This window comes from Streptosporangium sp. NPDC023963 (assembly GCF_040639135.1).
Taxonomy (GTDB): Bacteria; Actinomycetota; Actinomycetes; order Streptosporangiales; family Streptosporangiaceae; genus Streptosporangium.
The window spans coordinates 202,272-219,982 of record NZ_JBEZZK010000007.1 but is presented as its reverse complement, the minus strand read 5'-3'; the positions used below and the strand labels follow the sequence as shown (position 1 = coordinate 219,982).

General features: G+C 71.7%; 15 protein-coding genes. 6 read left to right on the top strand and 9 right to left on the bottom strand.

Annotation, left to right across the window (positions count from 1 at the left end; genetic code table 11):
- Positions 1-3: 3 nt before the first annotated feature.
- The 4 genes from AB0F88_RS22855 to AB0F88_RS22840 form a co-directional block, all read right to left on the bottom strand.
- Positions 4-684 carry a cysteine hydrolase gene (locus AB0F88_RS22855; RefSeq protein ID WP_362687334.1) on the bottom strand — a complete coding sequence of 227 codons (681 nt, stop codon included), beginning with the start codon at positions 682-684 and terminating at the stop codon, positions 4-6.
- A gap of 242 nt (positions 685-926) precedes the next feature.
- A complete protein-coding gene (locus AB0F88_RS22850) occupies positions 927-1,574 on the bottom strand; it encodes a GntR family transcriptional regulator (RefSeq protein ID WP_362687331.1) in 648 nt (215 codons plus the stop codon).
- 127 nt (positions 1,575-1,701) lie between these two features.
- Positions 1,702-2,718 (bottom strand): serine hydrolase, encoded by a 1,017-nt coding sequence (locus AB0F88_RS22845; protein ID WP_362687328.1) that lies wholly within the window; start codon positions 2,716-2,718, stop codon positions 1,702-1,704.
- 216 nt (positions 2,719-2,934) lie between these two features.
- On the bottom strand, positions 2,935-3,477 hold the full coding sequence (locus tag AB0F88_RS22840) for a VTT domain-containing protein (protein WP_362687325.1): 543 nt from the start codon (positions 3,475-3,477) through the stop codon (positions 2,935-2,937).
- Between the two features lie 160 nt (positions 3,478-3,637).
- Here AB0F88_RS22840 and AB0F88_RS22835 point away from each other — a divergent pair, with 160 nt between their 5' ends.
- A complete protein-coding gene (locus AB0F88_RS22835) occupies positions 3,638-4,255 on the top strand; it encodes a hypothetical protein (protein WP_362687322.1) in 618 nt (205 codons plus the stop codon).
- A 268-nt stretch (positions 4,256-4,523) separates the two neighbouring features.
- On the opposite strand, the gene AB0F88_RS22830 is transcribed toward AB0F88_RS22835, so the two are convergent.
- Genes AB0F88_RS22830 through AB0F88_RS22820 form a run of 3 tightly spaced genes read right to left on the bottom strand, consistent with a single transcriptional unit; the run spans position 4,524 to position 9,886 of the window.
- Positions 4,524-7,895: a BTAD domain-containing putative transcriptional regulator gene (locus AB0F88_RS22830; RefSeq protein ID WP_362687319.1), complete on the bottom strand. Its 3,372-nt coding sequence runs from the start codon at positions 7,893-7,895 to the stop codon at positions 4,524-4,526.
- Between the two features lie 53 nt (positions 7,896-7,948).
- On the bottom strand, positions 7,949-9,010 hold the full coding sequence (locus AB0F88_RS22825; protein ID WP_362687316.1) for a lysylphosphatidylglycerol synthase transmembrane domain-containing protein: 1,062 nt from the start codon (positions 9,008-9,010) through the stop codon (positions 7,949-7,951).
- Between the two features lie 54 nt (positions 9,011-9,064).
- Entirely contained in the window at positions 9,065-9,886 is an 822-nt protein-coding gene (locus tag AB0F88_RS22820) for a PIG-L family deacetylase (RefSeq protein WP_362687313.1), read from the bottom strand.
- 72 nt (positions 9,887-9,958) lie between these two features.
- On the opposite strand from AB0F88_RS22820, the gene AB0F88_RS22815 reads away from it, so the two are divergent.
- A complete protein-coding gene (locus AB0F88_RS22815; protein ID WP_362687310.1) occupies positions 9,959-11,125 on the top strand; it encodes a glycosyltransferase family 4 protein in 1,167 nt (388 codons plus the stop codon).
- A 299-nt stretch (positions 11,126-11,424) separates the two neighbouring features.
- Here the strand turns inward: AB0F88_RS22815 and AB0F88_RS22810 are convergent, their stop codons facing one another.
- A complete protein-coding gene (locus AB0F88_RS22810) occupies positions 11,425-11,820 on the bottom strand; it encodes a hypothetical protein (RefSeq protein ID WP_362687307.1) in 396 nt (131 codons plus the stop codon).
- A gap of 133 nt (positions 11,821-11,953) precedes the next feature.
- On the opposite strand from AB0F88_RS22810, the gene AB0F88_RS22805 reads away from it, so the two are divergent.
- The gene (locus AB0F88_RS22805; protein ID WP_362687304.1) at positions 11,954-13,294 is read left to right on the top strand and encodes an APC family permease; all 1,341 of its coding nucleotides are present in this window, start codon (positions 11,954-11,956) and stop codon (positions 13,292-13,294) included.
- Between the two features lie 524 nt (positions 13,295-13,818).
- Here the strand turns inward: AB0F88_RS22805 and AB0F88_RS22800 are convergent.
- On the bottom strand, positions 13,819-15,078 hold the full coding sequence (locus AB0F88_RS22800; RefSeq protein ID WP_362687301.1) for a hypothetical protein: 1,260 nt from the start codon (positions 15,076-15,078) through the stop codon (positions 13,819-13,821).
- 98 nt (positions 15,079-15,176) lie between these two features.
- On the opposite strand from AB0F88_RS22800, the gene AB0F88_RS22795 reads away from it, so the two are divergent.
- The 3 genes from AB0F88_RS22795 (at position 15,177) to AB0F88_RS22785 (ending at position 17,710) form a co-directional block, all read left to right on the top strand.
- Positions 15,177-15,551 carry an STAS domain-containing protein gene (locus AB0F88_RS22795; protein ID WP_362687298.1) on the top strand — a complete coding sequence of 125 codons (375 nt, stop codon included), beginning with the start codon at positions 15,177-15,179 and terminating at the stop codon, positions 15,549-15,551.
- 87 nt (positions 15,552-15,638) lie between these two features.
- Positions 15,639-16,004, top strand: coding sequence for an STAS domain-containing protein (locus AB0F88_RS22790; RefSeq protein WP_362687295.1), 366 nt, complete (start codon positions 15,639-15,641; stop codon positions 16,002-16,004).
- A 269-nt stretch (positions 16,005-16,273) separates the two neighbouring features.
- Entirely contained in the window at positions 16,274-17,710 is a 1,437-nt protein-coding gene (locus AB0F88_RS22785) for an ATP-binding protein (protein ID WP_362687292.1), read from the top strand.
- The last annotated feature ends 1 nt before the right edge of the window (position 17,711 follow it).

Sequence of the window (17,711 nt, the reverse complement as noted above, 5' to 3'; positions counted from 1 at the left end):
CGGTCAGCTCCGGGTTTCGAGTGCCTTGAGATAGCCGCCGGAGGGGGCGACCCAGCCGAAGATGCCGCCCTGGGCGGCGATCATTTCGAGCCCGTACCGCTGGAACTCGGCGAAGTACGAGCCCACGCAGTCGGACAGGACCAGGCACTCGTACCCCCGGTCGTTCGCCTCGCGGACGGTGGTGTGCACGCACACCTCGGTCGTGACGCCGGTGACGATCAGGCTGCGGATGCCGGCCGCGCGAAGGGTCTCGTCCAGGCCGGTGGCGTAAAAGGAGCCCTTTCCCGGCTTGTCGACGACGAGTTCGCCCTCGGCGGGGGCCAGTTCGTCGATGATGTCGTGGCCGTACTCGCCGCGGATCAGGATCCGTCCCCGGGGACCGGGATCCCCGATGCGCAGCGACGGCGCGCCGCGGCCGAGCTTGGCGGGCGGGCAGTCGGACAGGTCGGGCAGGTGCCCCTCGCGGGTGTGGACGACGGTCATCCCCGCCGCGCGGGTGGCGGCCAGCACCTCCTGGAGCGGCGGGATGACCCGCCGCAGCATGGACACGTCGTTGCCCAGGGTCTCCCCGAAGCCCCCGGGCTCGACGAAGTCCCGTTGCATGTCGATGAGCAGCAGCGCTGTGTGTCGCGGATCGAACCCGTATGCGTACGGCTCGGCCTCGACGAGAAGCGGATCGGACACGTTGACTCCGTTCCTCGGATCCTCCTTTTGTCGATTGTCGACAGAATTATGTCGGCGGCTTTCCCGCCCGGTTACGCTTCTGTTAGCGGCTCGGGCCGGAGCGTGATCGCACCGCCCGGCGCGCCGCCTCCCCGGTGGCCGGGCGTCGGCCGGGACGGTCGCCGAGCTCTATCAGGTTCCGGCCGGGATCCGGACGCGTACGCCGGTCGTCGGGCCTGGGAGGCGCCCCTCGGCGGAGGTGTTCATCCGATGTAGGTGCGCGCCCCGTGGCGGGACAGGGCGTCGAGCGCGGTGGCCGGGTCGCCGGAGGCGATGGCCTCGAAGAGCCGCCGGTGCCGCTCCACCCCCTCGGACGGAGCCCGCTGCTCGGCTTCCCTGCGCAGGTTCGCGGCCATGTAGAGCTGCAGCTTCAGGATGACGGGCTCGTACGCCATCAGCAGCTGGCGGTGGCCCGCGAGCGCGACGAGCGCGACGTGGAAGCGCCGATGCGCCTCGTTCTCGCTGAACGGGTCGTCCAGTCGTACCGCCGACGCCATGCCCTCGAGAGCCTCGGCCAGCGCGGTCATGCCGTGGGCGCCGGAGAGCGGCAGCGCGGTCTCGACCGCGTAGCGTTCGAGCACGTCGCGCAGCCCGAACAGCTCGTCCACGTCGCCCCCGGTCAGCTCGGTGACGCGGGCTCCCCGCCGGGGCAGGTGCTCCACCAGCCCCTGCTGCCCGAGTGACCGCAGTGCCTCGCGCAGCGGCGCCCGGCTGATGCCGAACCTCTGGGTGAGCTGCTCCTCGATCAGCCGCTCGCCCGGCGCGAGGGCACCGGAGAGGATCTCGTGACGGAGCCGCCGCATCGAAAGCTCGACCAGGCTGGGGTGTTTCAGCTCCCCATCGGGTTCCACCCGTCCATCTCCTCTCGACGTGTGGAACAAACTCTCTCAGAGTTCGGCGGGATTCCCGCGCGCGGGATGGCGGCGCGGCCGGGGGACGGCCCGCGCGCTCCCGGCGAGCGCGCCCCTTCCGCCGTTCTCAGAGGTCCGGCGGGGTCTGCTCGCTCGCCCAGTCGAGGAGCCGCGTCGCGCTCTGGAAGCGCCGGTCGGCGTTGGACTCGCCGAGGATGACGCCCACGAGCCGGTGGCCGTCGCGGTCGGCGGCGAAGGACAGGCAGTATCCGGCGGCGCTGGTGTAACCGGTCTTCAGGCCCATGACCCCGGGCGTCTTGCCGAGCAGCTTGTTGGAGTTGGTCCAGGAGTGCGCCCGGTGCACCTTGGACTTCGCCACGACGTGGCGCCTGGTGGACGCGATGATCCGCAGCAGCGGGTCACGCAGCGCGAGGTCGGCCAGCTTCGCCTGGTCCAGTGCGGTGGAGTGGCCGGGAGCCGGCTTCGGCAGGCCGTCGGCATTGGCGTAACGGGTGTCGACCAGCCCCATCGAGCGGGCCGTGGCGTTCATCTTCGCCACGAACTTCGTGTCGCCGGGACCGTAGACGCGGGCCAGGGCGTGGGAGGCGTCCGCCCCCGAGGGGAGCATGACCGCGTAGAGCAGGTCCCTGACGGTGAGCCGCTCCCCGGCGCGCAGGGAGGCGTGGGTCGCGCCGTTCGCCGCCGCGTGCCGCACGTCCGCCGCCTGGATCGTGACGGTGTCGCTCAGTTTCGCCTCCCTGAGGACGACGTACGCCGTCATGACCTTGGTCAGGCTGGCCACCGGCATCCGCTTCCCCGCCTGCCTGCTCAGGTGGACCGTTCCCGTGCTCGCGTCGTACAGGTAAGCGGCCCGCCCCGGCACCGAGGGCACGGCGCGCCGCTTCGCCGCGGGCGCGGAGACGAGGGTGAGCGCGCCGGACGCACGGGGCGCGGACGGCGCGGTGATCAGGGCGGACACCATGGCCCCGGTGCCCGGGACGCGCGCCGGAGATCCGCCGGTCGGCGCGAGTGCCGAGGCTCCCGAGGCTCCCGAGGCCAGGGCGGGCACCGGTGACGCGGTGGCCAGGGTGACCGCGGTGACCAGCGCGGCGCGGGCTATGAGGCGTGTTCCCCCGTGATGCATGCGAGCCATGCTGACAGAGGCCACCGTCGATATGCGGAAGTTGGCGGTTTGGCTATGGAAAAGTTGACATCGGTGCCGTGTGTGGACGTGAAGGGACGATCACGGGAACGATCTCACCCGGCACATCCGGGTTCGCGCGACACGCTGGGCCGCCGTACGATCCCGGTCGGTGTCTCGCCCGGTGCCCGGATTCGCGCGACCGTCACGACCCGCGGCTCAGGCCGCGGTGGCCAGTCTCTCCGCCTCGCGGCGGGCGGCCCGGTGGCGGCGCCAGCGGACGAACCCGACGACCACCGCGACCGCCACCAGCGCGGCCAGGCCCGCCAGGAGCGGCGATCGCGCGGCCAGCCCCAGCCAGCCCCAGATCACCGAGTACAGGCCGAAGGAGGTCACCGGCACCCAGGTCAGGCAGCCGAGCGCGCTGGCCACGACGTACCAGGGGTAGGAGATCCGCAGCACCCCGGCCACCCAGGGCAGCGTGTGGCGCAGCCCGGGCACCCAGAAGCAGGCGTAGACGGCGAGCGCGCCCCACTTCCTGACGACGTTCTCGACCCGGGTGATGTTCTCCTGGCCGATCTTGGCGCCCAGGCGAGAGGTGTAGAGCCTGGAGCCCAGGACGTGGCCGATCCAGTAGTAGGCCTGGAACGCGCCGAACAGGGCCACGCCGCCGACGATCACCCAGAGCCACAGGGGCATGCCCAGGAAGGACGCGGAGGCCGGGTCGGGGATGCCCGCCACAACAGGTCGCACTCTGAACATCACCACCACGGTCGTTCCACCTGCCTACCTCGATATTAGGGCGGGCTTACCCGAACCGGCGGACCGGTGCCCTTTCCGGCGACCCGGCTGCAAGCGGACGTCAACTCCGGAGCAAGAGCGGTGGCGTACACCTGGGATGTAACGAAGAAAGGTGTCTGTCATGAGTCCGCGTAGCAGTGTGGCGCCGATGGTGGCGAGTGGAACCGCGAGTGCCGTCAAGCTGCTCGTCGCCACCCTCGCCTTTGCCGGAGCCTACCTGGGGGTGGAGGCCGCCCACGGCACCCAGGCCCGGATCCCGGCCGGCGCGGCGGCGCAGGCGCCGGTGCGGACGGTGGAGCTGTCGTCGCGGTCGATGCCGGCCACGGAGCGGGTCCCGGCCGTCACGGAGCGGGTCTCCGCCACGAGCGAGCTTCCCGCCACGAGCGAGGTTCCCGCCGCGGGCACGGTCACGGCCCCCGGCACGGTCACGGCCCCCGGCACGGTCACCGTCAGCGCGCTCGACGCGCTCGGTCCCTGTGACAGGCCGTACCAGGTTCAGAGCGTCGTCCACAACGACGAGCCCCGGGCCGCCGTCTCCTACGGCTGGCGCCTGGAGCGCTGGAGCCCGGGCACCCGCCGCTGGCAGACCTACCTGGGCACCGGGTCCGGCTTCGGCGGCGAGAGCCAGACCGTCGAGTGGCAGCCCAGGATCGTCGACAACCCCGGCTGGTACCGCGTCGTGCTGTCGGTCTCCGGTGACGCTCCGCTGCGCAGCGAGAGGTTCCTCGTCAGCTGCTGATCCGCCCGCTCCACGCCTCTCCCCGGGCATCCGCCCCTGGGAAACACCCGCCCTGGGAAACACCCGCCTGGGGAAGCGCCCACCAGGGAAGCACCGCCCCGGGGAGGAGCCGACCTCGGGAGAGGCCGCCCCGGATAGAGGGCGGCCCAGGGAGGAGCCGATCCCAGGAGGGGCCGGACCCAGGGCCGGATCCAGGGCCGGACCCAGGAGAGCCGGACCCGGGGCCGGATCCAGGGCCGGACCCGGGGGAGCGCCGTCCCGGGAGGCGTCAGCCGCTGAGGGAGCGCTGTGCCGCCTCCACCCACCGGCCCACGCCGACCCGCTCGGCCACCGCGAGGGCGTTCTCGTAGTGCGGCTTCACCGCGTCGGCGAAGCCCAGCCGCAGCGCCAGGTCGCCCAGGGTCAGGGCGACCGGCCAGAGCGCCACCACCCCGGTGCCGGCGCCCGCGATCCGGTCGGCGAACGGCTTCAGCGTGTCGTACGCCTCGATCATCCGCTCCCGGTCGTCCAGCAGCATGCCCGCCAGGGCCCGCCAGATCATCGCCAGCTCGTAGAGGAAGTCGGGGCGCACGGGCGTCTTCACCGCGATGACGGCCCTGGCGTCGCGGTGGTGGCCCGCCGACGCGAGGGCCACCGCGTAGGCGTCGAGGGTCCACTTGGCCCCGCGCTGGTGCGCCTCGGCCAGCGGCTCGACCATCTCGGCGGCCCGCCCGTTCACCAGGTGCAGGCAGAACGTGGTGATCAGCGGCAGGTCCTGGCGGCCCTCCAGCATCCCGGCCTTGGCGGTCAGCCGGGCGGCCTCGCGGTAGGCGCGCTCCGCCCCGGCGAAGTCACCGGCGATCATCAGGCGCTGCCCGGCGTACCAGGCGACCACCGAGGCCGGCGCGGACAGGCCGTACTGCCTGGCCAGCCGCTCGGCGGCGGCCACGTGCGCGTCGGCCTCGGCGAACGCGCCCGAGGCGGCCGCGCACTCCATCAGCACCAGATGGGCCAGCGCCTGCACCGAGATCTGCCCGGTCGCCTTGCCGACCTCCAGCAGCTCCCTGCCGATGACCTCGCGCTCGCCCACCGGGGTGATCCCGTACGACTGGCGCAGCCGCCCGCTCAGCGCGGTCGCCAGCAGGGCGGGGTCACCGGAGCGGCGGGCCAGTTCCTCGGCCTCCAGCGAGGCCTGCTCGCCCCGGGGGGTGGCCGACCCCTCCAGCTCCAGCGCGAGCGTGGCCAGCAGGCTCGCCCGCAGCGACTGCTCACCGGCGGGCAGCTCGACCAGCGCCTGCTCGGCGACGTCGACGATCTCCCAGGCGGTGCGGGTGAAGTCGCGGGCCATGCCCTTGTGCGGCACCGCCAGCGAGGCGGCCACCCGGGCGGTGAGCTCCAGGTTGCCCAGCGGCAGCGCCGCGTCCATCGCCTCGCGCCGCCGCCTGCGGGCCGCGGCCATGTCGCCGCAGAGCGCCAGCGCCTTGATCAGCCGCAGGGTCAGCAGCAGCCGGTCCCTGGTGCTGTCGGGCGTGTGGGTGATGCCCGACCTGTCGAAGGCGGCGATGGCCTGCTCCCACAGGGTGGCCGCCTCGCGGTGGGCGAAGCGCCGCTCGGCCTGCTCGGCGGCGAGCCCGGCGTAGTGCACCGTCTTGCCGGCGGTCTCGCTGGTGCCCGCCGAGTCGTAGTGGTGGGCCAGCGCGGCCACGTCGCCGGGGTTCCTGCGCTCGATCACCGAGGCCACCGCGGCGTGCAGCCGGGAGCGGCGCAGCCGGGAGGCGTCGGAGTACAGGGTGTCGCGGACCAGGTCGTGGTCGAAGCGGAGCATTCCGGGCCCCGGCTCGGTGACCAGGCCGGCGAGCAGCGCCGCCTCCACCGCGTCGACCACGGCCTCCTCGTCGCCCGAGACGTCGACCAGCACGTCCACGTCGACGTCCCGGCCGATCACCGCGGCCTGCAGCAGGATCTGCTGGGCGGTCGAGGGCAGCCGGGAGATCCGCCTGCGCAGCACGTCGCGGACGCCGGAGGGCACGCCGGAGATCACCTCGGCGGCCGTCGCGCGGTCGCTCACCGCCTCGGCGTCGAGCAGGCGCACCGTCTCGCGGACGAAGAAGGGGTTGCCGCCGGTGCGCTCGACGATGCTGTTGACCGCGTCCTCGTCGACCTCGCGCACGCAGGTCGCCCTGACCAGCTCGGCCACCGCCTTGGTGTCGAGCCCGGTGAGGCCGACCCGGACGGGACCGAGCCTGGCCAGCGCGGCCAGCACGTCGGCCTGCTGGTCGCTCAGCTCGCTGTCGCGGCAGGTCACCACCAGCAGCACCCGGCTGGTGGCGAGCAGGCTCGGCAATGCGCGCAGCAGCGCCAGCGTCTGGTCGTCGGCCCAGTGCAGGTCCTCCAGGGTGAGCAGGATCGGCGTCTCCTTGGCGACGGCGGCGAGGTAGCCGCCCACCGCCCGGTGCAGCCGGAACCCGCCGGAGGCCTGGTCGTCGTCGGGCTCGGGGGCCGCGTCGTCGAGGAGCGGTGCCAGCAGCGAGGCGTACTCGCCGGGCCCGGCCGCGTTCACCAGGGTGCGCAGGATCTCCACCCACGCCCAGCCGGGAGGCGTGGCGCTGCTGTCGGGACAGGCGCCCGAGGAGATGCCCCACCCGTCGTCGGACAGCCGCCTGATGAGCTGGCGGACCAGGGTGGTCTTGCCCGCGCCCGCGTCGCCGCTGATGATCGCGACGGTGAACCGGCCGGTCCTGGCCGCGGCGGTGGTCAGCCTGCCCAGCTCGGCGTCGCGGCCGACGAACGGCTCCGGCTCCAGCGGGGGAAGCTCCACTTGGGCCACCGTGGGCCTGGGCGGCCAGGTCTCCGCGGCCACCTGCTGGCGCTGCCTGGACGGCGGCGGGACGGCGAGCTGCAGGCCCGGATCCTGGGACAGGATGTCGGACTCCAGCTTGCGCAGCGCCGGGCCCGGGTCGATGCCCAGCTCGTCGGAGAGGATCGTGCGCGCCCGCCGCAGCGCCGCCAGCGCGTCGCCCTGCCGCCCGCAGCGGTACAGGCCCAGTGCGAGCAGCCGCCAGCCCTCCTCGCGGAGCGGGTGCTCGGTGGTCAGCGCCTCCAGGTCGGGCACCGACTCGGCGGGCAGGCCCATCCGCAGACCGCTGTCGGCGTGCCGCTCGCGGGCCACCAGGCGCAGCTCGGTGAGCCGGTTGACCTCGGCCTCGGCCCACGGCTGGTCGGCGAAGTCGGAGTACGGGGTGCCGCGCCACAGGCCCAGGGCCTTCTCCAGGCGGGCCCGCGCGGAGGCGGGGTCGTCGCCCTCCAGGTGCTCTCCGGCGGTGCGGACCAACGTCTCGAAACGGAGCGCGTCGACCTGGTCGGGGGCGGCGCGCAGCGCGTAGCCCGAGGCCACGGTCACCAGCAGCCGGTTGGGGCCCCCGCGCGGGCGGCCCGGCTCCAGCACCCTGCGCAGCCGGGAGATGTAGACCTGAAGACCCGACTGGGCCCCCTTGGCCGCGTCGTCGTCCCACAGGTCGTACAGCAGGGAGTCGACGGGAACGACCTGCCCGCGCGCGACGAGCAGGCGTGCCAGGACCGCACGTTGACGAAGCCCGCCCAGGTCGAGCTCGTCCTCACCGGAATGCGCCTCGACCGGGCCGAGAACTCGGAAAGCCACCATGTCAGCCGCCACGCTATGTGGGCCTTCCGATCGCATACAAGGTATTTCCCAATCTAGCGGCTGATCGACTCCTTTTCAGGGGCCGGAGTGGCGTTCTCACGCCTGCGCAGGAACGTCCACGCCCCCAGTGCCAGCCCGCCGAAGGGGATTTCGACAGTGTAGGTCCAGAACCCGAAAAGCAGGGCGGCGGCGGTGGCGGAGTCCAGCGGAGCGCCGAAGAAGACCAGCGCGCCGATGGTTCCGGCCTCCATTATTCCGGTACCGCTGGGAGTCACCAAAGCCGTGGTCAGGACCCTGGACAGCGCGAAGGCGGCGATCGACTGCGCCAGGCCGGGGTAGGCGCCGGTCGCGTGCAGGCAGACGACGAGGATCAGCCACTGGAAGCCGAGGAAGAAGACCATGCCCAGCGTCAGCCCGGCCCAGCGGCTCCGCACGATCTCGGAGGTGTCGGCCCGCAGCTTGGTCAGCGCCTCGGAGGCGGCGCGCTCGCCGGGACGGATCCGGCGGGGGAGCAGCCGGGTCAGGGCGTCGAGGCCGCGGCCCAGCACGTTCGCGGCGCGGTCCCAGTAGAGGGCGACGGTCACCACGGCGACCAGCGCCAGGATGGACAGCACGCCGGCCCAGCCCGCCCTGGTCACCGAGGGGCTGAGCGGCTGCCCGCTGAACAGCAGGGCCACGATGCCCGCCGCGGGCAGCAGGAAGCGGAACAGGGTGTTCCAGACGCCGGTGGTCAGCGTGGAGACCACCACCGCCCGCGTCTGGAAACCCCAGCTCTTGGTCATCGCGAACGTCATCGCCACCCCGGCCGCGCCCCCGAAGGGGAGCAGGTTGCTCACCGCGCTGCCGCTCGCGTTCAGCGTCAGGGCCTGCAGGTGGGTCAGCCCGGGAAGGGAGGCGGTCAGCACGAACGTGTACGCGAGGAGGCTGAGCAGCCAGACGGCGGCCATCAGCGCGACCTCCCCGGCACTCAGCGCGGCGAACTGCGCGCCGATCTGCGCCCAGGAGACGTGCTTGCCCGTCAGCGCCGCCACGACCTGGGGCATGAAGAACACGAGCGTGGCGGCCAGTGCCAGAGACACCACCGACAGCCCGACCTGGAACAACCTGCTCTTCATGCGCCACGCCCGCTCTTCATCCGGCACCCCCGGTCAAGTCTGCCGGTCCCGTTCTCATCCTTTCGGAGGAACTTCGAAGGGGTGCCTCAGCCGGGAGCCCAGGGGGGCGTCCCGGCGGACGTACCACTCGGTGCCGAAGACGAGGCGGTACAGGGGCTGGGGGATCTTGAGCATCACCCCGAGCGTGCGGGTGTCGGCGCCGGTGGCCTGGGAGGCGTGGGCGGCCATGCTCGCCCGCTTCTGGCGGGCGAAGCGCCGCACCGCGACCCGGTGGGTGATCACCTCGCCCGGGGAGTACGCCCGCTCGAAGGCACGGATGTCGAGCTGCGGGTAGAACCTCCTGGCGAGCCGCAGCCCCCGCAGCAGGGGGTCGCGGTTGACGGTGGCCTCCAGCACGATCGGGGTCCTCGCGATCTCGGCCGCCCGGCCGCCCACCCGGTGCACCTGGACGTGGTCGGGGTGGCCGTAACCGCCCGCCGGGTCGTAGGTCGTCAGCAGGTCGGCCTTCTCCTCGGTGAGGATGGCGGCCAGCCGCCGGGCGGCCTCCTCGGCGTCGGCGTCGATGAAGGCGTCGTCGGGCCGGTCGTCGGCCACCCCGCCGCCGGGCGCGAGCCCGGAGTCGCCGTAGCCGAGGTTCACCACGCGGGCGCAGCCGAGTGCCGCCGCCGATTTGTACAGCTCGGCCATGCGGGCGGCGCCCAGCGCCTCACCGGGTTCGAGGTCGGCCTGGCCCCGCTCTCCCGAGGTCGCCACGACGAGCACCACCCGGTGGCCCTCGGCGGCGAGCATCGCCATGGTGCCCGCGGTGAGCAGGGCCTCGTCGTCGGGATGGGCATGAAAGAACACTGCTGTCTTGACGCTGCTGATCAGGCTCACTCCGTTCGCGCGACTCGGGCGCGCCCTCACGGGGCACGCAGGCATGATCTCACGCGGGTCTACGCTGGCACGGTGAGGATCCTCCACATCAGTGACTGTTATCTGCCGCGTCTCGGCGGGATCGAGGTGCAGGTCGCCGATCTGATCCGGACGCAGCGGGAGGCGGGTCACCAGGTCGAGGTGGCGACCGCCACCCCCGGGGAGAGCCTTCCCGGGGTGCACAGGATCGTCGCGAGACTACCCTTCGACCTGCCGGTCCATCCGTTCGGGACGGGACACCTGCTCCGTCTGGTGAGAGCGCGGCGCCCCGACGTGGTGCACGTGCACACGGGCGCGGTCTCGCCGTTCGCCTGGATGGGCGTGCGGGCGGCGACCCGCGCCGGCCTGCCCGTGGTCGTCACCGTGCACAGCATGTGGGACCCGGTCACGCGGGCGGTCTACCGGGGACTGCGGCTGCTGTTCGGATGGCACCGCTGGGGGCTGGTGGGCACCGCGGTGAGCGAGGCCGCCGCGCTGCCGATCCGCGCGGTGGCCGGGCCCGGCGTGCCGGTGCACGTGGTCTCCAACGGCCTGGACGTCTCCGGCTGGCGCTCCATGCCCCTCCCCGCCGATCCGGTACGGCCCGAGCCGGGCGGGGATCATCCGGCACGGTCCGCGCCGGGCGGGGATCCAGTACGGCCCGAGCCGGTGCACGTCGTCGCGGTGGGGCGGCTCGCGCCCCGCAAGCAGCCGGTCCGGTTGCTGAAGCTCCTGAGGGAGGCCCGTGCCCGGGTGCCGGGGGAGACGCCGATGCGGGCGACCGTCGTCGGGGACGGCCCGGCCCGGTCGCAGATGGAGCGCTATCTGAGGGCCAACGGCATGACCGGCTGGGTCTCGCTGCCCGGCCGCTACAGCCGCGACCAGATCCGGGAGTTGCTCGCCTCGACGGACGTGTTCGTCGCCCCCGCGCCGCGCGAGTCCTTCGGGCTGGCGGCGCTGGAGGCCAGGGCCGCGGGGGTGCCGGTGGTGGCACGCGCGCAGAGCGGGGTGGCCGACTTCGTACGGCCCGGCAAGGAGGGGCTGCTCGGGAGGAGTTTCGACGACCTGGTCGCGTCGGTGGCCAGGCTGGTCCGCGACCGCGAGCTGCGCGAGTCGATCGCGGCGAACAACCGGGAGACCGAACCCGTCCGCAGCTCCTGGCCCGCGGTGCTCGAAGGCTTCGAGCGCTGCTACGAGCAGGCCCGCGCCTCCAGGACCTGACGTGCCCGCCTCGCGCGGGCGAGGTCCGGCGGTCGCGTGGCCCGAGTCGGGGGCGCGTGGCCCGGGGCGGGGTGAGCGAGGCCGGGGCGGGGAAACGTGTGAGGCCCCTGCCGCGCGGCGGCAGGGGCCTCGGTGGAGCCTGATGGAACCCGGTGGAACCCGGTGGAACCCGATGGAGATGGTGGGCACGGCCGCCGCACCGCACTGCCCCCCGCAGGCGGGGCGGCGGCCGTACCCGGAGTGCCCCCTGTCGCCAGGGGGCACGAGCCCGGTGGACGGGTTCGTCCAGGAGCGAGCGCCTAGGAGCAGGCCGCGACCAGCTTGGTGCTCGCCTCCTGGGCCTTCGTCGCCAGCGATCCCGCGGCCGTGGCGGCCGCGGCCGGGTCGTTCGGGTCGATCTTGACCGACTCGAAGGACGCGGCGAGGTCGTTGAGGGCGGTGGCCACCTCGCCGTCGGCCGTGCCCGCCAGCGCCTTGAGGTCGGCGGCGAGCTTGGCGGTGGCGTCGTTGTACTTGGTGAGGTCACCGGCGCTCGACGTGGCGGCGGTGGTGAAGTCCGCGAAGGGCTTCGACCACGCGGCCTCGGTGCAGACCGCGCTGTTGGCGGACGACGCGCCACAGGCGGCGGTCATCGATATGAGAGCGATTCCCGCGGCGGCGACGGCGAGGCGGCGGGAGGAGAGAGCGCGGAACATTTCTGCCTTTCATTGCATTTCGTGACAGTTGGAACTGTAGGCAGGGTTCCTTGCGGATCACTTTCATGACGCTTACAGCAGTGACTCGTGTGACCTGACGTGATTTTTCCCTTGCGGCGGGTAAGGGCGAGGTATGGCTGAGGCGATCGTCGATCCCGGCTCCGGTCAGCACTCGCTCAAGCGGGTCATCGGACGCAAGGTCCTGCTCGTGTTCGTGGTGGGCGACATCCTCGGCGCGGGGATATACGCGCTGGTCGGAAAGGTCGCCGGACACGTCGGCGGGGCGCTGTGGGCGCCCTTCCTCGTGGCTTTCGTGCTGGCCGCGCTGACGGCGACCGCCTATGCCGAACTTGTCGGCAAATATCCTCAAGCGGCCGGTGCCGCGCTTTATGCCAACAAAGCGTTCAACATTCCCTTTGTCACTTTTATCGTGGCGTTCGCGGTGCTGATGAGCGGGATCACCTCGGCGAGTGCGGCCGCCCGGGCCTTCGGCGGCGACTACCTGGGGGAGTTCGTCACGCTGCCGGTCGTCGTCGGCGCGTTCATCTTCCTCGGCCTGATCACGCTGGTGAACTTCGCCGGGATCTCCGAGTCCATCAAGGTCAACGTGGTGCTGACGATCATCGAGGCGTTCGGCCTGGTGGTCATCATCGCGATCGGGATCTTCGCCCTGCTGTCCGGTGACGGTGACCCGGCGCGGGCCCTGGAGTTCCATCCGGCCAACGGCGCCTTCCTCGGCGTCCTGGGAGGTACGGCCCTCGCCTTCTACGCCCTGCTCGGCTTCGAGGACTCGGTCAACCTCGCCGAGGAGGCCAAGGAGCCGCAGCGGGACTTCCCCCGCGCGCTCTTCGGCGGCCTGGCCATCGCGGCGATCATCTACATGGGGGTCGCGTTCACGGCGACCATGCTGGTCGACACCAAGACGCTGACGGACTCGTCGGGCCCGCTGCTCGAGGTCGTCAAGGTCGCCGGGCTGGCGTTCCCGCCCAAGTTGTTCGCCCTGATCGCGCTGCTCGCGGTGGGCAACACCGCGCTGATCAACATGCTCATGGCCTCGCGCCTGGTCTACGGCATGGCGCGTGAGGGGATCGTGCCGCGGGTCTTCGCGTCGGTCCATCCGACGAGGTCCACCCCGTGGGTGGCCATCGTCTTCACCGTGGGTGTCGCGGCGGTGCTGGTCGCCACCGGCGACGTGGGCGGCCTGGCCGACACCACGGTGCTGTTGTTGCTGTGCGTCTTCACGCTGGTCAACGTGGCCGTGCTGGTTCTCCGCAAGGACCGGGTGGACCACGATCACTTCCGGGCGCCGAGCTGGATGCCGGTCCTGGGGGCGGTGGTCTGTTTCGTCCTGGTGCTTCCGATCACCGGCAGGGGCGTGGACGTCTATGTCCGCGCGGGAGTGCTGCTCGTGATCGGAGTGGCCCTCTGGTTCGTCAACCGGTTGTTCCTCTCAGAAGGGCAGCGCTCGTCCTGAGGGGGTACGGAGGTCCAGGGCGACGGGTTTCCGGGGCGGCCGGGGCTTTTGGAGGATAAGAACCTTTTTCATGTGATACTCCCTCTTTGTTGGAGTTTGAGAGAGACTACGTCACCTGACCGACTTTTTCACGGATTTTTTACCAAGCGCGCGCAGGTCTGGGGTGGGGTCAGGGGTTCTAGGGGTCGCGTGAGCGCGCGGATCCGGGTGGTGTCCAGGGCGGAGGTCTGCCCTCCGACGTCCCGGTCGTGTCGTCGAGGGCTCTGTCGTAGCGTTTGGGAGTAATAGCCCGGCATGTCCGCACAGTAAGCGGCTCATGTTTCCGGCAGGGACACCGTGTGTTCCAAGTCCGCGACCTCGGCGTCGCGCGAGGCGGCCGGGCCGCGACCTCGGAGACGAGATCGGGAGACGAAATCAGCGCTGGGATCGGCGGCGAGTATCAGCGGCGAGATCGACGGTGGGATCGGCGGCGGGCTCGACGGTGGGATCGGCGGCGGGCTCGACGGTGGGATCGGCGGCGAGTATCAGCGGCGGAGCACGAAGGCCTTCTCGTCGTCGCCCACGCCGACCGAGCCCACCGCCCACAGCGAGCCGGTGCCCGGCACCCGGGTCAGGCCGGTGCCGCCGACGTCGTCGGTCTCGTCGTACTGCTGGGTGGTGGTGTAGGTGCGGAACAGCGGACCGTACTCGCGTGACCAGACGGTGCCGTCGAAGCGGAGGATGAGCACCTGTCCGGCGTGATCGGCGTCGACGCCGCTGATCCACAGGTCACCGGGGCCGGAGGCGGTGACCCCGTGCAGGCTCCCCCGGAAGACCGGCACCTCGACCCGCGTCCAGCGGGTCCCGTCCCAGCGCAGGACGAGCGGCCGTGTCTCCTCGCCGCCCGCCCGGGCGTCCGGCGGCGTCTCCGCCCGGGCGCTCGGCCCGGTCTCGCCCTCCGGCCGGGCCGCCGGGGCGGAGACCTGCCCGACCGCCCACACCTCCGACGGCGAGACCTGCCAGACCTGGCTGAGCCGGCCGCCGGGGATCGGCGGCGTCTCCAGGCTCTCCCACGATCCGGCCGTACCGTGCCAGACCAGCGGGGTCCGGGTCTCGCTCGTTCCCACCGCCCAGACGTGTCCCGCCCCGGAGGTGATCGCCTCGAAGGTGCCCCCGGTGCTCAGCACGTTGCGGAACTCGCCGCCCGCCCATTCCAGGACGACCGCGCCGGAGGGGCCGTTCGCGGTGAACCACGCGTCGCCGCCGCTCGTCGTGACGTCCGACAGCCGGTAGTCCTCGGCCACCCCGAAGGGCCGGTGCGGGGCCCACGCCCGCCCGTCCCAGTGCGCGGCGAACGCGCTCGGGCCGTTGCCCACCACCCACACGTCGTCGGGCCCGGCCGCGCCGACCCCCTCCAGGTGATGGGCGCCGGCCTCCTCGCCCAGGGGCATCTCCCGCCAGCGGCTCCCGTTCCAGCGCAGGACGGCGGGCGTGCCCTCCCTGTCCTCGGCGCTGTCCTGGTATCCGACGGCCCAGACGTCGCGGGGCCCGGTCGCCGCCACGTCGAGCAGCGCCGTGCCGCCCGAGAGCTTCGCGCCCCCCACGGCCGTCCATTCGGCGGACGCGGCGACCGCCCCGGTCGCCGCCGGACTCGCCGAGGGGTCCCGCGGCGCGGGGCCCGGGGAGGTGGAGCCGGGGGAGGAGGGGGTCCGCGAGGCCGTACCGCCCGGCGCCGGTGTCGCGCTGCACGCGGCGATCAGGAGCGTTCCGACGACCAGTACCGCCACCGGGCGCGCTTTCACCATGCCACCATTGTTCCGCATGCCTCCGTCGTCCGGCCGTGCCCGCGATGATTAGAACCGCCTGGCTGGGGCACCGGGGACGTAGGCGGGAGAGGATGCCGATGTCGAAGGCTGAGGAGGACGCGAGCTTCCGCGTCCGAGCCGACAAGCACAGCCGTTTCACCGCCCTGCACGCGGTGGGAGCACTGGACTACGGGTCCTCCCCGCTGCTGAAGGAACAGGCCGACGCCGCGTTGGGGGCGACCGACCACCCGCGCCTGGTGATCGACCTCACCGAGGTCACCTTCTGCGACTCCACCGGATACGGCGTGCTCATGTACGCCCTCACCCGCGTCCGCCGGGTCGCGGGCTCGCTCATCCTCGTCGGCCCCTCCGCCGTGATGAGGCAACGGCTGAGCCGTCTGGGGGTGGCGGAGCTGTTCGACACCCGGCGCACGGTCGAAGAGGTGATGGAGGCGTTTCCCGAGACGACGTGAACGGCCGGGTTTCTCCGCACCAGGGCGATCCGTGCCGTATGGGACAGTTATTGTTGCTCGGGCAAAGGGTCGGTCAGAGGGTTGGTCATGTTCATGGGAGATGAGCCGGAGACGGTCTTCACCGCCACATCCGGACTGCACGGGACGACGCTCGTCGTACGGGCGAGTGGAGAGCTTGATCATTACCACACTTCCGTGCTGCGCGAGGAGATGGGAAGGGCATGGGACTCCCTGCCCTCGCCGATGCTGATCCTCGACCTGTCCGGCCTGACCTTCTGTGACTCCTCCGGGATCGGCGAGCTGCTCCAGGTGCGCCACCAGGGCCTGAGCAGGGGGGTGCGGGTCATCCTCACCGGCGTTCAGGGCAATCTGGCCAGGCGGCTCCACCTCGCCGGCCTGATCCAGGTGTTCGAGGTGTTCCCCTCCGTGGCCGACGCGCTCGAGGTCGCCTGAGGCCCTTGCGGCGGCCTTGTTCTCCACCTCGCCTGTGGCTTCGTGGTGCTCGAGTTCTCTCCGGGACCGGCCTGTCGCGCTGCCGCCTGTCGAAGACCGGCATCCGCCTCGCTCCGTTTCACCGCCACCGGGATCCACTGTCCGTAGAAGGTCTCTCCTGCTCTCCGCATGAAGATCGACCAGATCAGGGGCCTGATAATGAGCTCGCAACGCGGCCACGCCATGTAGATTCAATCTAAGTAAGATTTGATATTACTAAGGTGGGATCGATGGAGTTCGCCGGGAGGGCTCTTGACCTCGACCAGTTGGACGCACAGCTGCGGCTCGTGCTGGAGGGGGAGGGGGGAACGCGAGGCCGGGCGGTGATCGTCACCGGTCGCAGGCGGGTGGGCAAGTCACGCCTGGTGCAGGAGTTCTGTGATCGTTCCGGTCTGCCGCACATCGTCTTCCAGGCGACGAGAGGGCGCAGTCCCGTCGCGGAGCGCGGCGACTTCGCCGAGGCCATCGCCTCTTCCGGCCTCGCGGGTGGTGAGCTCGTCCAGGGGGCGGTGCCGCAGGACTGGAACCACGCGCTGCGGGCGCTGATGCTGGCCTCGGCCGACGAGACCCCATGTGTCGTCGTTCTCGACGAGGTCCCATGGTTGATCGAGCAGGACGGGGAGTTCGAAGGAGCGCTGCAGACGATCTGGGACAGGTATCTGTCCACCCGGCCGATCCTGTTGATCCTGGTCGGAAGCGACCTGTCGGTGATGGAGTCCCTGCGGGAGTACGGCCGTCCGTTCTTCGGCCGGGCCGCTCATATGACCTTGAAGCCACTCGGCCTCCATGACGTCGCCGGTATGACGGGGCTGCCCGCCGCCGACGCCGTGGACGCGTTGCTCATCACCGGAGGCTTCCCCGAAGTGGTCCGGTCGTGGGAGCGAGGTCTGGCCAGGATCGATTTTCTGCGCCACAGTCTCGCCAGCCCGCTGTCCGCCCTTCTCGCCTCCGGGGAGCTGTCCTTGCTCGGAGAGTTTCCGTCGGCGACCCATGCCCGAGCCGTGCTGGAGACCATCGGGGCAGGAGAGCGCACCTTCAGCGCGATCGCCGCCAACGTGGGAGGAGCGACGCCGTTGCCGTCCGGCACCCTGGCGCCGATCCTCACGAACCTGGTCGCCAAACGCGTGGTGGCGGCCGACCTTCCCCTCTCCGATCGGCCTGACACCAAGAACAAGCGGTACCGGGTGGCTGACCACTATCTCCGGTTCTGGCTCGCGTTCCTGCAGCGGGCCATCGCCGACAGCGAGCGAGGCCGGCCGGACCTGGCGTTGCGGCGAATCGAGCGTTCGTGGACGACCTGGCGAGGCCGCGCGGTGGAGCCGCTCGTACGCGACTGCCTGGTCAGGATGCTTCCAGACGGCGAATGGCCGGATACCGAGGTCGTGGGCGGGTGGTGGAACAGGCAGAACAATCCCGAGATCGACCTCGTGGGCGCGGACCGGGAGCCTGTCGCGAGCCGGGTCCACTTCATCGGATCGATCAAGTGGCTTGACGCGCGGCCCTTCGACCGTCACGACTACGACGCTCTGGTTCGGGGTTCTGCCGCCGTTCCCGGTGTGACCGTCGACACGCCGAAGGTGGCGGTGTCCAGAGCAGGGTTCGAACCAGGACTTCCGCTGGCCGCGGCCTGGACGCCGGAGGATCTACTGGCGGCGTGGCGGCGCTGAG

What these genes read in the sequence shown, in the direction of transcription:
- AB0F88_RS22830 (WP_362687319.1), bottom strand. Translation starts at nt 7,895, where the DNA reads ATGGTGGCTTTCCGAGTTCTCGGCCCGGTCGAGGCGCATTCCGGTGAG.
- AB0F88_RS22840 (WP_362687325.1), bottom strand. Translation starts at nt 3,477, where the DNA reads ATGTTCAGAGTGCGACCTGTTGTGGCGGGCATCCCCGACCCGGCCTCC.
- AB0F88_RS22790 (WP_362687295.1), top strand. Translation starts at nt 15,639, where the DNA reads ATGTTCATGGGAGATGAGCCGGAGACGGTCTTCACCGCCACATCCGGA.
- AB0F88_RS22835 (WP_362687322.1), top strand. Translation starts at nt 3,638, where the DNA reads ATGAGTCCGCGTAGCAGTGTGGCGCCGATGGTGGCGAGTGGAACCGCG.
- AB0F88_RS22825 (WP_362687316.1), bottom strand. Translation starts at nt 9,010, where the DNA reads ATGAAGAGCAGGTTGTTCCAGGTCGGGCTGTCGGTGGTGTCTCTGGCA.
- AB0F88_RS22805 (WP_362687304.1), top strand. Translation starts at nt 11,954, where the DNA reads ATGGCTGAGGCGATCGTCGATCCCGGCTCCGGTCAGCACTCGCTCAAG.
- AB0F88_RS22810 (WP_362687307.1), bottom strand. Translation starts at nt 11,820, where the DNA reads ATGTTCCGCGCTCTCTCCTCCCGCCGCCTCGCCGTCGCCGCCGCGGGA.
- AB0F88_RS22795 (WP_362687298.1), top strand. Translation starts at nt 15,177, where the DNA reads ATGTCGAAGGCTGAGGAGGACGCGAGCTTCCGCGTCCGAGCCGACAAG.
- AB0F88_RS22845 (WP_362687328.1), bottom strand. Translation starts at nt 2,718, where the DNA reads ATGCATCACGGGGGAACACGCCTCATAGCCCGCGCCGCGCTGGTCACC.
- AB0F88_RS22785 (WP_362687292.1), top strand. Translation starts at nt 16,274, where the DNA reads ATGGAGTTCGCCGGGAGGGCTCTTGACCTCGACCAGTTGGACGCACAG.
- AB0F88_RS22800 (WP_362687301.1), bottom strand. Translation starts at nt 15,078, where the DNA reads ATGGTGAAAGCGCGCCCGGTGGCGGTACTGGTCGTCGGAACGCTCCTG.